At 55.9% G+C, this 14,583-nt stretch carries 11 protein-coding genes (1 of these 11 cut by a window edge); 6 read left to right on the top strand and 5 right to left on the bottom strand.

Features of this window, described 5'->3' with window-relative positions; genetic code table 11:
- Positions 1–487, bottom strand: partial view of an MBL fold metallo-hydrolase gene (locus tag C8275_RS13980; protein WP_106625618.1) — the 5' portion only. It extends 386 nt beyond the left edge of the window; only the first 487 of its 873 coding nucleotides appear in the window; it begins with the start codon at positions 485–487; its stop codon lies off the left edge, out of view.
- Positions 488–1,107: 620 nt separating this feature from the next.
- Here C8275_RS13980 and ilvD point away from each other — a divergent pair.
- The 5 genes from ilvD to ilvC are packed head-to-tail and all read left to right on the top strand — an operon-like array spanning position 1,108 to position 7,074.
- The gene (gene ilvD / locus C8275_RS13975) at positions 1,108–2,913 is read left to right on the top strand and encodes a dihydroxy-acid dehydratase (protein ID WP_106625617.1); all 1,806 of its coding nucleotides are present in this window, start codon (positions 1,108–1,110) and stop codon (positions 2,911–2,913) included.
- Between the two features lie 54 nt (positions 2,914–2,967).
- Complete coding sequence (gene ilvB / locus C8275_RS13970; protein ID WP_106625616.1) at positions 2,968–4,665, top strand: biosynthetic-type acetolactate synthase large subunit; 1,698 nt, start codon at positions 2,968–2,970, stop codon at positions 4,663–4,665.
- Between the two features lie 18 nt (positions 4,666–4,683).
- The gene (gene ilvN, locus C8275_RS13965) at positions 4,684–5,235 is read left to right on the top strand and encodes an acetolactate synthase small subunit (RefSeq protein ID WP_022384080.1); all 552 of its coding nucleotides are present in this window, start codon (positions 4,684–4,686) and stop codon (positions 5,233–5,235) included.
- Positions 5,236–5,248: 13 nt separating this feature from the next.
- Positions 5,249–5,992: an acyl-[acyl-carrier-protein] thioesterase gene (locus C8275_RS13960; protein WP_022384081.1), complete on the top strand. Its 744-nt coding sequence runs from the start codon at positions 5,249–5,251 to the stop codon at positions 5,990–5,992.
- A gap of 38 nt (positions 5,993–6,030) precedes the next feature.
- A complete protein-coding gene (gene ilvC / locus C8275_RS13955) occupies positions 6,031–7,074 on the top strand; it encodes a ketol-acid reductoisomerase (protein ID WP_022384082.1) in 1,044 nt (347 codons plus the stop codon).
- A gap of 119 nt (positions 7,075–7,193) precedes the next feature.
- Here the strand turns inward: ilvC and C8275_RS13950 are convergent, their stop codons facing one another.
- From C8275_RS13950 to C8275_RS13935, 4 genes are read right to left on the bottom strand one after another with little or no spacing between them, the layout of a single operon-like run.
- Positions 7,194–8,624, bottom strand: coding sequence for an L-fucose/L-arabinose isomerase family protein (locus tag C8275_RS13950; RefSeq protein ID WP_106625615.1), 1,431 nt, complete (start codon positions 8,622–8,624; stop codon positions 7,194–7,196).
- Between the two features lie 42 nt (positions 8,625–8,666).
- Positions 8,667–10,148 (bottom strand): glycerol kinase GlpK, encoded by a 1,482-nt coding sequence (gene glpK / locus C8275_RS13945; RefSeq protein ID WP_106625614.1) that lies wholly within the window; start codon positions 10,146–10,148, stop codon positions 8,667–8,669.
- Between the two features lie 5 nt (positions 10,149–10,153).
- Positions 10,154–11,095: a transketolase family protein gene (locus tag C8275_RS13940; RefSeq protein ID WP_106625613.1), complete on the bottom strand. Its 942-nt coding sequence runs from the start codon at positions 11,093–11,095 to the stop codon at positions 10,154–10,156.
- 2 nt (positions 11,096–11,097) lie between these two features.
- Complete coding sequence (locus C8275_RS13935) at positions 11,098–11,946, bottom strand: transketolase (protein WP_022384086.1); 849 nt, start codon at positions 11,944–11,946, stop codon at positions 11,098–11,100.
- Between the two features lie 67 nt (positions 11,947–12,013).
- Here C8275_RS13935 and C8275_RS14685 point away from each other — a divergent pair, with 67 nt between their 5' ends.
- Positions 12,014–12,442: a hypothetical protein gene (locus tag C8275_RS14685; RefSeq protein WP_157948291.1), complete on the top strand. Its 429-nt coding sequence runs from the start codon at positions 12,014–12,016 to the stop codon at positions 12,440–12,442.
- Positions 12,443–14,583 lie beyond the last annotated feature (2,141 nt).

Genomic DNA, 14,583 nt, shown 5'->3' with positions numbered 1-14,583 from the left:
CATAGACTTCCGCGTTGGGGAACACGACACTGTCGCCTTGCATCATGCCGCCGATGTGGTCGCCATGAAAATGAGTCAGGTAGAGATAACGGATGTCTGCGGGTGAGATGCCACGTCGTTTCAGTTCCGGGAGCAAGCGGCTGTCGGGTGTACCGTTTCCCGTGTCGAAGAGGATGAGACATCCGTTCGTCTCCACGAGAAAAGTGCTGACGCTTGCCGGAATGCCGTCTTGCAACCCGAGGCTGTCAATCAGGCTGTCCGGTGCATCCGGAAACAAGGTGCGGGGCATCAGCCGTTCGCCGGCATTGTCCTTGAGCCAGCTCAGGCGGACGCTGTCGATTCGGAGTTCGTTCAGTGTGTCGTTGGTCATGATGGAATCTGTTGAGAAATTTGTTGTTGCAGTCTTCTGGTTCTTTCCGCCGCAGGCGGACAGCGTAAGGGCGAAGACCATGGCACCCCATACGCATCTCGTGATACGTTGTTTCATGGCTTTGTCGGTTTGATTGGAAGCGAAAATAGTAAGAATGCCAATAGATTGCAAATTGTCAAATCGTCAAATGCTCCCTCCCCCTCTGAAAATAGCTTGTTCGCATCCGAAGCCGGGATGGAGCGCAACGAGGCACTTCTCAGGCGATTCCCAAAAAAACACGTGTTAGCTGGAAAGTAGCTTTTTCTCTTTTTGTCAAGTGGAAACGGAAAAAGGGTGACAATGTGAGAAGGCGTCGGATGGAGAAGACGGAGCAGAGAGGGCTGTTCCCCGGTTCAGAGAAGGGGTGGATGTGATAATATTGTTTAGAAAATGAGACTTCTCTTACGAATGTCTATTTTTATGCGCAAAAAATATTCATTTTGTTTGCTTGTTGTGGAAAAAACTGTACCTTTGCCTCCGTTAACAATTGAACAACCCAATACACAGGATTATGTATACAAGCATGATTATCGTCAGCCTAGTATTGTCAGTCATTCTGATTCACGTCGTGGTGATTCCATCAAGACCGTGAGAAAGGCCGCGTGTCATGCTGTCATGAATATATTTGTGGAAAGAGCCTTTCTCAGTTATGGGGAAGGCTCTTTCAATTATAGGAACCGCGTAAAGCATTTAGAACGATGAAACATCAACTACGTAGCGCCATTAGTACGCAAGGTCGCCGCATGGCAGGGGCTAGGGCTCTCTGGGTGGCAAACGGGATGAAACGTGAACAGATGGGAAAGCCCATCATTGCAATAGTCAACTCTTTTACTCAATTTGTTCCCGGACACACGCATCTGCACGAAGTGGGGCAGATGGTCAAGGAGGAAATTGAGAAGCTGGGTTGCTTTGCTGCCGAGTTCAACACCATCGCCATCGATGACGGCATTGCCATGGGGCACGACGGGATGCTTTATTCGTTGCCTTCGCGTGACCTCATTGCCGACAGCGTGGAGTATATGGTGAACGCGCACAAGGCGGACGCCATGGTCTGCATCAGCAACTGCGACAAGATTACGCCGGGGATGCTCATGGCTGCCATGCGGCTCAACATCCCCACGGTGTTCGTGTCCGGAGGACCGATGGAGGCGGGAGAATGGGACGGGCAGCACCTGGACCTGATTGACGCGATGATCAAGTCAGCCGATGCGTCGGTGAGCGATGCAGACGTGGCTGCCATCGAGCAGCATGCGTGCCCCGGATGTGGTTGCTGCTCGGGCATGTTTACGGCGAACTCAATGAACTGCTTGAACGAGGCCATCGGGTTGGCGCTCCCCGGCAACGGAACCATCCTTGCCACCCATGCCAACCGGCGCCAGTTGTTCAAGGATGCTGCCGCGCTGATTGTGAAGAATGCTTATAAGTATTATGACGAGGGCGACGAGAGTGTCCTTCCGCGGAACATTGCCACCCGCGCGGCGTTCCTCAATGCCATGACGCTCGACATTGCCATGGGAGGCTCCACCAACACGGTGCTCCACCTGCTCGCCATTGCCCATGAGGGGGAAGTGGACTTCCGGATGGACGACATCGACATGCTTTCACGCCGTGTACCCTGCCTGTGCAAGGTGGCGCCGAACACGCAGAAATACCACATCCAGGATGTGAACCGTGCCGGAGGTATCCTCAACATCCTCGGTGAGCTGGCAAAGGGCGGACTGTTGGACACGTCCGTCTCCCGGGTGGACGGGCTGACGCTGGGCGAGGCCATCGAACGTTATGACATCAGCCGGGCGGACGTCAGTGACGAGGCACGGCGCATCTACACGAGTGCTCCGGGCAACCGCTTCAACATCCGCTTTGCCTCACAGGATGCCACCTATGGGGAACTGGACACTGACCGTGCCAACGGCTGCATCCGTGACCTGCAGCATGCCTACTCGAAGGATGGCGGCCTGGCGGTGCTCAAGGGAAACATTGCCCAGGACGGCTGTGTGGTGAAGACGGCAGGTGTGGATGAGAGCATCTGGCGTTTCTCCGGTCCGGCAAAGGTTTTCGATTCCCAGGAGGCTGCCTGCGAAGGCATCCTGGGTGGCAAGGTGGTGAGCGGCGACGTGGTGGTCATCACGCACGAAGGTCCCAAGGGTGGACCGGGGATGCAGGAGATGCTTTACCCGACGTCGTACATCAAGTCCAGACACCTGGGCAAGGAGTGTGCACTCATCACCGACGGACGCTTCAGCGGCGGTACGTCAGGCCTGAGCATCGGTCACATCTCACCGGAAGCGGCTGCCGGAGGCAACATCGGCAAGGTGACTGACGGAGACATTATCGAGATAGATATCCCGGCACGCACCATCAACGTCCGTCTGAGCGACGAGGAACTGGCTGCACGTCCCATGGCCCCCGTGACGCGCGACCGCCGGGTGTCGAAGGCGCTCCGTGCATACGCCAGCATGGTCAGTTCAGCCGACAAGGGAGGCGTGAGAATGGTGGAGGACTGAATTCCCCTGCCCACTACTAACGACGTAGATTAAACGAGAGAAGAAGTTACAGCTATGAGTAAAGAAAGAATAACCGGTGCTGAAGCATTGATGCGTTCGCTGGAACATCAGGGAGTGACGACCCTTTTCGGGTATCCCGGTGGTTCCATCATGCCCGCCTTTGATGCGTTATACAGCCATAGAGAACAATTGAACCACATCCTGGTACGCCACGAACAGGCGGCTGCCCATGCTGCCGAGGGTTACGCCCGTGTGTCGGGCAAGGTAGGCGTCTGCCTGGTGACGAGCGGTCCCGGTGCGACGAACACGGTGACGGGCATTGCCGACGCCATGATAGACAGTACACCCATTGTGGTCATTGCCGGTCAGGTGGGAACCTCGTTCCTGGGGTCGGATGCTTTTCAGGAAGTGGACCTCGTGGGCGTGACGCAGCCCATCTCCAAGTGGAGTTACCAGATACGCCGTGCCGAGGACGTGCCCATGGCGGTGGCGAAGGCATTCTACATTGCCCGCAGCGGACGTCCGGGTCCCGTCGTGCTTGACTTTGCCAAGAACGCACAGGTGGAGACCTTCAACTACGAGCCGGTCGACATCGACTATATCCGCAGCTATGTCCCCGTGCCCGACACCGACGAGGCTTCGCTCGACGAGGCTGCCCGGCTCATCAATGCTGCCCGCCGTCCGTTTGCACTGGTGGGGCAGGGAGTCGAGCTGGGCAATGCACAGGAGGAGCTGCTTGCCTTCCTGGAGAAGGCGGACATCCCCTGCGGTGCCACGCTGCTCGGTCTGTCGGACATCCCCACCGGACATCGGCTGAACAAGGGCATGCTGGGCATGCACGGCAACCTCGGACCGAACGTGAAGACCAACGAGTGTGACGTGCTCATCGCCATCGGCATGCGCTTTGATGACCGGGTGACGGGTAACCTGGAGACCTATGCCCGTCAGGCAAAAATCATCCACCTGGACATCGACCCGGCGGAAGTCAACAAGAATGTGGCTGTCGACGTGGCTGTCCTGGGTGACTGCAAGCAGACGTTGCGTCAGCTGACCGAGCGCATCACTGAAGCCCGTCACACCGACTGGATAGAGAGCTTCAAGCCCTACGAGGAGCAGGAGTATGCCCATGTCATCGAGTCGGAGGTATACCCGAAGGAGGGACCTCTGAAGATGGGTGAGGTGGCACGTGCCGTGAGCGATGCTGCCGGGGGCAATGCCATCCTGGTGACCGACGTCGGTCAGAACCAGATGCTCTCCGCCCGTTACTTCAACTATGCACAGAAACGCAGCATCGTGACCTCGGGCGGACTGGGTACCATGGGCTTCGGCCTGCCTGCTGCCATTGGTGCTACCTTCGGCGCCCCCGAACGTACGGTGTTCGCTTTCATGGGCGACGGTGGTCTGCAGATGAGCATTCAGGAGCTGGGCACCATCATGGAGCAGGGCTCACCGGTGAAAATCGTGGTGCTCAACAACAACTACCTGGGCAACGTGCGCCAGTGGCAGGCGATGTTCTTCGGACGCCGCTACTCGTTCACCCCGATGCTCAACCCCGACTACATGAAGATTGCCGAGGCATACGGCATCCCCTCGCAGCTGGTGGAGCGCCGGGAGGACCTGGCGGAAGCCATCGGACGGATGCTCTCCACCGACGGACCGTTCCTGCTGGAGGTGGCAGTGATTGAAGAAGGGAATGTGTTGCCGATGACTCCTCCGGGAGGAACGGTCAACGAAATGTTGCTTGAATGCTAAGAGAGGAGGACCGAACACATGGAAAAGAACTTATATACACTAATCGTCTATTCGGAGAACATCGCCGGCTTGCTCAACCAGATAACGGCGGTGTTCACCCGTCGGCAAATCAACATCGAGAGCCTGAACGTGTCCGCTTCGTCCATCCAGGGTGTGCACAAGTACACCATCACGGCGTGGGTCGATGCAGAAACCATCCAGAAGGTGGTCAAGCAAATCGAGAAGAAGATTGAGGTCATCCAGGCTCACTACTTCACCGACGATGAGATATTCTACCACGAGATAGCCCTCTACAAGCTGTCGACCCCGAAGCTGGAGAGCGACTCGTACATCTCGAAGGTCATCCGCCGTTACGGGGCCAGCATCGTGGAGGTGAACCCCGTCTACTCCATCGTCAAGAAGACCGGTATGAGCGACGAGATTACGGCGCTCAACAGCGAACTTCAGTCGTTGGGGTGTGTGCTCCAGTTTGTCCGTTCGGGACGTGTCGCCATCACGAAGAGTTGCGTGGAGCGCGTCAACGAGTATCTGGACGAACGGGCGGAGAAGCATCGCCGCTGCATCCAATAAACATCACTATTATATGAGTACAGAGAAAATAGGAAAGTATCACTTCGTGGCAGAACCGTTCCACGTCGACTTCACCGGACGGCTGACAATGGGCGTGCTGGGCAACCACTTGCTCAATTGTGCCGGCTTCCACGCCGAGGAGCGTGGGTTCGGCATGCAGACGCTCAACGACAACCACTACACCTGGGTCTTGTCCCGTCTGGCCATCGAGCTGGAGCGCATGCCCGAGCAGTATGAGTCGTTCTCCATACAGACCTGGGTGGAGAATGTCTACCGTCTGTTCACCGACCGCAACTTTGCCATCCTCGATGCCGGGGGGAATCCCGTCGGGTATGCCCGTTCCATCTGGGCAATGATTGACATGAAGACACGGAAGCCCGCTGACCTGCTGACGCTTCACGGAGGCCACATCACCGACTACATCTGCAGTGACAAGGAATGCCCCATCCAGAAGCCCGGGCGCATCAAGGTCACCAGTCAGGAAGCCGTCGGCGAGCACCGTGCCCTCTACAGCGACATCGACATCAACGGACATGTGAACAGCATCAAGTACATCGAGCACATCCTGGACCTCTTTCCGATGGAGACGTTCCGGGAGCGGCGTATAAAGCGTTTTGAGATGGCATACTCCGCCGAGAGCTATTACGGCGACACCCTGTCATTCTTCCGCGACGAGACCGGTGAGCGCGAGTACGACATCGAGGTCCGCAAGAACGGCGGTGACGTGGTCTGCCGCAGCAAAGTGAGATTCGATTGACTCTATTATTAAACACATACTTAAAACATTTCAGTAAAATGGCACAAATGAATTTTGGAGGGGTTACCGAGAACGTTGTAACCCGTGAAGAGTTTCCCTTGGACAAGGCGCGTGAGGTATTGAAGAACGAGACCATCGCCGTCATCGGTTACGGCGTACAGGGCCCCGGCCAGTCGCTCAACCTGCGTGATAATGGTTTCAATGTCATCGTCGGCCAGCGTCCCGGCAAGACTTACGACAAGGCAGTGGCAGACGGATGGGTACCGGGTGAGACCCTCTTCAGCATCGAAGAGGCCTGCGAGCGTGCGACCATCATCGAGGTTCTCTTGTCGGATGCCGCCCAGATAGCTTGCTGGCCGGTCATCAAGAAGCACCTCACAGCCGGCAAGGCACTCTATTTCTCTCACGGTTTCGCCATCACCTACAGCGACCGTACGGGCATTGTTCCTCCTGCCGACGTCGACGTCATCATGGTGGCACCCAAGGGTTCGGGTACCTCTCTGCGCACGATGTTCCTCGAAGGACGCGGCTTGAACTCGTCCTACGCCATCTATCAGGATGCTACGGGACGTGCCTGGGAACGTGTCATCGCCCTCGGCATCGGTGTCGGTTCGGGCTATCTGTTCGAGACCACCTTCAAGCGCGAAGTGTACTCCGACTTGACCGGTGAGCGTGGAACCCTGATGGGTGCCATCCAAGGCTTGCTCCTGGCGCAATACGAGACCTTGCGCGAGCATGGTCACACCCCTTCGGAGGCATTCAATGAGACGGTTGAAGAGCTGACCCAGTCGTTGATGCCGCTCTTCGCAGCCAAGGGTATGGACTGGATGTATGCCAACTGCTCGACCACCGCACAGCGTGGCGCACTCGACTGGATGGGTCCGTTCCACGATGCCACCAAGCCCGTGTTTGAGAAACTCTACAACTCCGTGGCAAGCGGCGAGGAGGCACAACGCTCCATCGACTCCAACTCACAGCCCGACTACCGCGAGAAGCTGAACGAAGAACTCCGTCAGCTGCGTGAGAGCGAGATGTGGCAGACCGGTGCCGTGGTCCGCAAGCTCCGCCCCGAGAACAACTGAGCACCTCGTTGAAAACCTGTTGATACGAAAAAACGCCTGCCGTGCAAGCTTCGTGCTTCCGGCAGGCGTTTTCCATAGTGTTTCAGTCGGTCAGACGTCGGGGCTGACCGGCTGGGACCTTATTCATGTACGTACAAGTCCCAGCCCAGGTAGTTGTCGATGGCCTCCTGGAGGATGTCCACCACGTCGGTGCGTACCATTGCCACGTGGTGCTCGAAACCGTTCTTGCAGATGAACTTCAGCAACTTCTGCAGGTTGTCCACCTGTGTTACGGCGATGCAGCCGTCCATGCCATAGGGGTCGTTGGTCATGTGTCCCTTGCCCAGGTAGCTCTTGATGCAGCCCAGGGTGTCGTCGGTCGAGATGCGGAAGAAGGTGAAGTCGCCTTCCGTACACTTGCCGTAGACGGCGCCAAAGGTGTTCACCTTGCCGAGCGTACGTCCCAGCACACCGAGCGGACCGAGTTCGAGGTCGTTCTTCACGAAGCTCTTCGGGAAGTTGCCGCAGTGCGTGCAGACACACTTGTTGCGGTCGTCGGCGAAGTTGTTGTTCCAGTCGAGCAGGGCGGCAGGCTGTCCCGCTGCCAGACGGAGGGCATACATCGACACGGCACCGGCGACGTCGGTCTCGCAGGCACACGGGATGAGGCGTTCACCCAGCATGCTCATGGTGACGCAGGCTGCACAACCGTAGTTCTGCTCCAGCGAGTCCCAGCATTGGATGGCAGTGGCATCCACCTCGTTGGCTTCGATCCACTCTTCCACGGCGAGGCCGAACTTGGCTTGCATCGCCAGCTTCTCCTGGTAGGCGGCAGGCACCTTGGCGTAGTGGCTGATTTCCTCCATCTTCTGCTTCAGGGCAGCGGCATTGTTGTCGATGCGCTGTGCGTTGAAGATGATTTCGCTCATGTCGACGGGCACCACTGTGATGCCGCTCGCCTGGAGCAGCTTCTCGCTGTAGCGGCAGGTGTTGAAGCCGAGCGGACGGGTACCGATTTGTCCGATGCGTGCGTGGGTCAGCCGGCGTACGACGCGGCAGATGGCAGCAAACTTGTCGATGTCCTTCATCAGCAGTTCGCTGTGGATGGAGTAGGTATGCAGGGTCGTATCCGTGAACGGGATGCCGCACTGGTAGAGGTTGTTGCACACGGAAATCTTTCCGCAGAAGGCATCACGGCGGCTGTCCAGGTCCACTTTGTCGTTCTGGTCATCGCATGCCTGTACCAGCACCGGCACATGCAGTTCAGCGCGGCTGATGGCATTGATGATGCCCACCTCGAAGCCGAAGTTGGGCAGTGACACGATGATGCCGTCGATCTCGTCGCGGTGGGCGCGGAAGAGGTTGGCGCACTTCTTTCCGTCCTCGACGGTCTCCATCGAACCGCCCGTCGGCGTGTCGCATTCGTCGAGAATCACGTAACCGTAGCCAGCCTTCTCCAGCTGTTCGAGCAGTGTCTTGCGGACGTCGATTGCCAGCTCCGAGTTGAAGTAGGCGCGTGTACCGATAATCAAACCGAAAGTCTCTTTTCCGGGTTTAGCTTGTTGTATCATACCTTATAAGTTAATTAGTTGTTCTGTTATGGGGTTGTCTGTTCACTGTTTGTTCACGGTGCGGACGGCATCCACCCATCCGGCATAGAGACGGGCACGCTCGTCGTCCGCCATCTGTGGCAGGATGCGGTTGTCGGTCGTGCGCAGGGCAGCCACTTCGGCCAGGTCTTTCCACACGCCGCGTGCCAGTCCGTTCATCACGACGGCACCCATGGCGGACGCTTCCTCCACGTCGGAGCGGTTGATGCAGGCATTCAGCATGTCTGCCTGGAACTGCATGAGGAGCTTGTTCTTCGTCGGTCCGCCGTCCACACGGAGTTCCTTCAGGGTGATGCCGGCGTGGCAGGTCATCAGGTCGATGAGGTCCTTGATTTGGTAGGCGATGGCTTCCAGGGCTGCACGGCAGACGTGTCCGCGTTCCGTCCCGAGCGTCATGCCGCAAATCATGGCTTTGGCGTGCGGGTTCCACCACGGGGCGCCCAGTCCGGCAAAGGCAGGCACGAGGTAGACACCCCCGTTGTCCGGCACACCCGCGGCAAGCGCTTCGATGGCAGCCGGGCTCTCGATGAGGCGCAGCTGGTCCGCCATCCACTTGATGGTGGCGCCGGTGCAGTGGATGTTGCCTTCAAAGGCGTAGAACACCTTGCCGCAGGCGGCAAAGCCGACGGAGGTCACCAGTCCCTCGGGAGCACCGATGGCTTCCTCTCCGATGTTGACCATCACGGATGAGCCCGTGCCGTAAGTCGCCTTGCCCATTCCCGGTTCGAAGCACATCTGTCCGGCAAGTGCGCCGTGCGAGTCGCCCAGGACTCCGGCGATGGTGATGGGGGAGGAGAAGATGCCTTCGACGGTGGTTTCACCGAAGACAGAGTCGCAGGGATGTGGCTCCGCCATCATGCTGCGGGGGATGGTGAAGAGGCGGAGCAGCTCGTCGTCCCAGTCCAGCGTATGGATGTTGAACAGCAGGGTGCGCGAGGCATTGGTGTAGTCGGTGGCATGTACCCGTCCGTCCGTCAGTTTCCAGACGAGCCAGGAGTCGATGGTACCCATGAGCAGTTCGCCCCGTTCCGCAGCATCGCGGGCGCCATCCACGTTGTCAAGAATCCACTTGGCACCGCTGGCGGCGAAATACGGGTCAATGAGCAGGCCGCTGCGTTCGCGGATGAACTCGGTGTAGCCCCGTTGCTTCAGGTCCTCGCAGATGTCCGCTCCACGCTGGCACTGCCACACGACGGCATGACAGACAGGCTTTCCCGTGAGCCGGTTCCACACCACGACGGTCTCGCGCTGGTTGGTGATGGCGAGCGAGTAGGAGGCGTCGGCGTCCGTCCGTCCTTCCATCAGCCGGCGGATGGCCTCCACCGTGTTGCGGTAGATTTCCTCGGCATCGTGCTCCACCCATCCTGCCTGCGGATAGTACTGGTGGTGCGCTACGTTCTTGCGGTCGATGAGGCGGCATTGCTCGTCGAACAGCACCGCCTTCGTGGCTGACGTACTTTGGTCGATGGCTATGATGTATCTCATAAGTATCAAGCGTTTACGAAGTCCTTGGCCGTGTTGTAGATGCCTTCGGCGTCGAGGTTGTAGTAGTGGAAGATTTCCAGCGGTTTGCCGTGCACGGCGTTCTCGTCAGGGATGCCCAGGATGCGCATGGGCACGGGGCATGACTGTGCGACGGTCTCTGCCACGATGCCTCCCAGTCCGCCGAACATGCTGTGCTCCTCGACGGTGATGATGCGTCCCGTCTCGCGGGCAGCTCTCACGATGGCCTCGGTGTCGGCAGGCTTCAGCGTGTGCATGTCGATGACGCGGGTGCTGATGCCCTCAGCAGCCAGACGCTTGCCGGCTTCCAGTGCATGGTAGACGGTTTCACCGGTACCGATGATGGTCAGGTCGTGGCCGTCCTGGAGTTGGATGGACTTGCCTATTTCGTAGTCGAAGTCGTCGTTCTCATAGACATCGGGCACGGCGTTGCGCCCTACACGGACGTAGACCGGGTGCGGGTAGTCGACGAGCTGTTCCACCAGCTTGCGGGTCTGGCGTGCGTCACACGGAAGCACCACCTGCATGCCGGGGAAGGTGCGGAGCACGGCGATGTCGTGCAGGCTGTGGTGGGTGGCACCCAGTGCGCCGTATGCCACACCCCCGCTCACACCGAGGATTTTCACCGGTTGGTTGGAGTAGGCGACGTCGACCTTCACCTGTTCCAGGCTTCGGGCTACATAGAAGCAGGCAGGACCGCAGACGAACACCTTCTTGCCGCAGGAAGCCAGTCCGGCAGAGATGCCCACGGCGTCCTGTTCGGCGATACCGCATTCCACAAATTGTTCCGGCAGCTCCTTGGCAAAGTCGGTCAGCGTCACCGAGCCGCGTGCGTCCGTGGTGACGGCTACAATATTCTTATCTCTTTTGCCCAGTTCCACCAGTGCGTCGGTGAAACTCTTGCGGCAAGCAACACTCTTGATTTCCATGATTAACAGTTCTTTTTAAGTTCTTCGATGCGGTTTGTGATCTCGGTGATGGCACGGTCGTACTCCTCAGCCGTGGGCACGCCGTGGTGCCACTTCAGGATGTTCTCCATGAGCGACACGTGGAATCCCTTGGTCGTGCGGAGAATCACGAGGTGAGGTTTGCCGTTGGTGTAATCGATGTTTTCGAGTGTACGGACGATGGCGCCCATGTCGTTGCCGTCGATGTCATGCACATCCCATCCGAAAGCTTCCCAGCGGTCGCGTATCGGTTCAATGGGCATCACGTCTTCCGTCGGTGCACTGATTTGCAAACCGTTGCGGTCAATCATCGCCACGAGGTTGTCGAGCTTGTATTTGCTGCCCGCCATGGCAGCCTCGTAGATGGAGCCTTCCCCCTGTTCACCATCGCCCATCAGGACGAAGGTGCGGTAGGGCTTGCCGTCCATCTTGGCAGCGATGGCACAGCCCACACCGATGGACAGTCCGTGTCCCAGTGCGCCGCTGTTGAACTCGATGCCCGGCACCTCGATGGTGGGGTGTCCTGCCAGTACCGAGAGATATTCCCCGTAAGTGTCCACCAACTCCTTGGTGATGAAACCCTTTGCTTCGAGCACGGAGTAGAGAGCCTCCACGCAGTGTCCCTTGCTCATGATGAAGCGGTCGCGTCCGTCCATCTTCGGGTTCTTGGGGTCAACGTTCATGATGCGGAAATAGAGTGCCGTCAAGGCATTGAGGCTGGAGAGGTCGCCGCCGATGTGTCCGGCTTTGGCTTTGTAAACCACTTCGACCAATCGCTTTCTGATTTGTTCGCATTTCAGAGTCAGCTCCGGAATGCTCGGTTGATTGTTCATAGTACGAGTATATTAAGTAATAGAATTTGCTGTTAACAGGGTTATTCGACACAAAAGTAATGTTTATTTGTTCAGCTTCAAAAAATTGTCACGGTTTGTTACAAAAAAGCCTTGTGACGCGAAGAAGCGGAAAAAGGAATCGGTTTGGCTGTCTGATGTCATGTGTTCTTTTTGCAGTGAAAAAGTACGTTTGAAGGTGAGAGCGCCGTCTCATGCACCTTGCGTTTACTTCGGTGCGTTCGCCGAATCAGATGGTGACTGCTCTCCCGTTGGTACAGATTGTCAAAGTGTCAAAACGTCAAACGAATCGCTTGAGAAGGCCTTCCGTCGCATCCAACCAGGAGTTGGTGGCAAAAATTGCCATTTTCGGGCGATTCGCGAAATACACAATGACACCTTCTTTGCTGCTTGGTGGACACAAGGTATTCCAGTTCTTTCAAATGATGTCATAGTGAATGCCAAAGAGAGGAATTCCTTTGCTAAATCACACATCTGAAAGCACTCTATTCATCGATAAAATAGAGGTGAAAGGAACTAAAAGAATGTTTTGTAATACGAAATAATGTGTTCAAAGCATAAAACACAAGTGTTCGACGGATGAAACAATATTGTTTGGGTCGTCAAACAATATTGTTTCACACTCCAAACACAAGTGTTTGACACGTAAAACAATATAGTTTGAGAGTTAAAATGTCATTCATGACTCTAATTTAATAAAAATGGATGCGGATTCCAGAATGTAATTGTTAAGAGGTTTTTGTACTTTTCGCTGGAAGGCTCTATTTTTCAAAAATGCGCGTTAGATAGAAAGTCTGTATGTGCCGATTTTGTCAAGCGTTTAACCTAAAATAGCATCAAAATGTCGTGACCTCGCGAATGCCCAATTCCGTCCAATCAATCAAAATGTAGGGGCGACCGGTCTGGTCGCCCGGTCCAATAAACGCCCGGTCCAACAAAACGACTGTCATACACAAACACACCTGGTCCAATCCTGATTGTTTGCCCGCATTTATACGTAACGATGGGCAATGGAACCGTGCGGCGTGTGTATCGGGCGACCCGACCGGTCGCCCCTACATTCGTTTGCATGCATTTACCGTATTACCGATAGGATATGTCCGCCCCATATTGTTGATGCCATCGGTTCGGCAATGCCCAATTCCGTCCAATCAATCAAAATGTAGGGGCGACCGGTCTGGTCGCCCGGTCCAACAAACGACTGTCACACACAAACGTCTGTCACACACAAATGCCCGGTACAATCCTGATTGTTTTCCCCGCATTTTCACAGAACAATGGACAATTGACCTTGCGGCATGTGTATCGGGCGACCCGACCGGTCGCCCCTACATTCGTTTGCATGCATTTACGGTATTATCGATGGAATATGTTCACCCCATATTGTTGATGCCATCGGTTCGGCGATGCCCAATTCCGTCCAATCAACCAAAAATGTAGGGGCGATCGGTTTGGTCGCCCGGTCCAACAAACGACTGCTACACACAAACGTCCGGTCCAATCCTGATTGTTTTTCCGCATTCATACATAGCGGTGGACAATGAACCCTGCGGCGTGTGTATCGGGCGACCCGACCGGTCGCCCCTACATTCGTTTGCATGCATTTACGGTATTACCGATGGAATATGTTCACCCCATATTGTTGATGCCATCGGTTCGGCGATGCCCAATTCCGTCCAATCAATCAAAAATGTAGGGGCGACCGGTCTGGTCGCCCGGTCCAACAAACGACTGCTACACACAAACGTCCGGTCCAATCCTGATTGTTTTTCCGCATTCATACATAGCGGTGGACAATGAACCCTGCGGCGTGTGTATCGGGCGACCCGACCGGTCGCCCCTACATTCATTTGCATACATTTACGGTATTACCGATGGAATATGTTCACCCCATATTGTTGATGCCATCGGTTCGGCGATGCCCAATTCCGTCCAATCAATCAAAAATGTAGGGGCGACCGGTCTGGTCGCCCGGTCCAACAAACACCCGGTCCAACAAACGACTGTTACACACAAATGTCCGGTACAATCCTGATTGTTTTCCCGCATTTATACATAACGGTGGGCAATTGACCCTGCGGAATGCGTTTGAACGGTTGTCGAATATTGTTTGAATGGTTGTTGAATGTTTATTGGGCGTTGCATTGGGCCGGGCGACCCGACCGGTCGCCCCTACATTTTCGTTGGTGGATTGGACCGGTCGTTACACGGCAATTATCCACAAAGAGGAATGCCCTTTCTTATGTTGTAAAACATACGACCCGACGATTGTTCCTGCAACAAACAGGCGTATATTTGATGCCTGGAGAAGAGAATGTAGCCGTTGATTTTGAGCCTGTTTGCAGGCTGTTGGAAGATTTCAAGTCTTAGCCATACAAAATCTAAACCATTAAATTTTACAACGATGAAGATGTTTCCAGCATTCTTGCCGACAATGCGTTCCGTTGCTTGTCCAGGCAATCAGACGAAAGGAACTGTCAGAGTTTCAAGTGAGAAAGAAGAAGTTGTCGAAGCCCGGCCTCTCCGGTTAACGGTTGAGGGGTCCGGGCGAATGCCTGAATCTGTAGGAAAATCCCGTTGCATCCTATTGAAATTAGCAGACTGTTCGTTTTCAGGACC

The organism is Bacteroides sp. Marseille-P3684, from assembly GCF_900291465.1.
Lineage (GTDB): Bacteria > Bacteroidota > Bacteroidia > Bacteroidales > Bacteroidaceae > Phocaeicola_A.
Note: the sequence above shows the minus strand (reverse complement) of the source record. Positions and strands in the feature narration are given on the sequence as shown.

Bases quoted from the DNA above. Each gene is read 5' to 3' on its own strand.
- C8275_RS13940 (WP_106625613.1), bottom strand. From the start codon at position 11,095: ATGGAAATCAAGAGTGTTGCTTGCCGCAAGAGTTTCACCGACGCACTG.
- C8275_RS13950 (WP_106625615.1), bottom strand. From the start codon at position 8,624: ATGATACAACAAGCTAAACCCGGAAAAGAGACTTTCGGTTTGATTATC.
- glpK (WP_106625614.1), bottom strand. From the start codon at position 10,148: ATGAGATACATCATAGCCATCGACCAAAGTACGTCAGCCACGAAGGCG.
- ilvC (WP_022384082.1), top strand. From the start codon at position 6,031: ATGGCACAAATGAATTTTGGAGGGGTTACCGAGAACGTTGTAACCCGT.
- C8275_RS13935 (WP_022384086.1), bottom strand. From the start codon at position 11,946: ATGAACAATCAACCGAGCATTCCGGAGCTGACTCTGAAATGCGAACAA.
- C8275_RS13960 (WP_022384081.1), top strand. From the start codon at position 5,249: ATGAGTACAGAGAAAATAGGAAAGTATCACTTCGTGGCAGAACCGTTC.
- ilvN (WP_022384080.1), top strand. From the start codon at position 4,684: ATGGAAAAGAACTTATATACACTAATCGTCTATTCGGAGAACATCGCC.
- ilvB (WP_106625616.1), top strand. From the start codon at position 2,968: ATGAGTAAAGAAAGAATAACCGGTGCTGAAGCATTGATGCGTTCGCTG.
- ilvD (WP_106625617.1), top strand. From the start codon at position 1,108: ATGAAACATCAACTACGTAGCGCCATTAGTACGCAAGGTCGCCGCATG.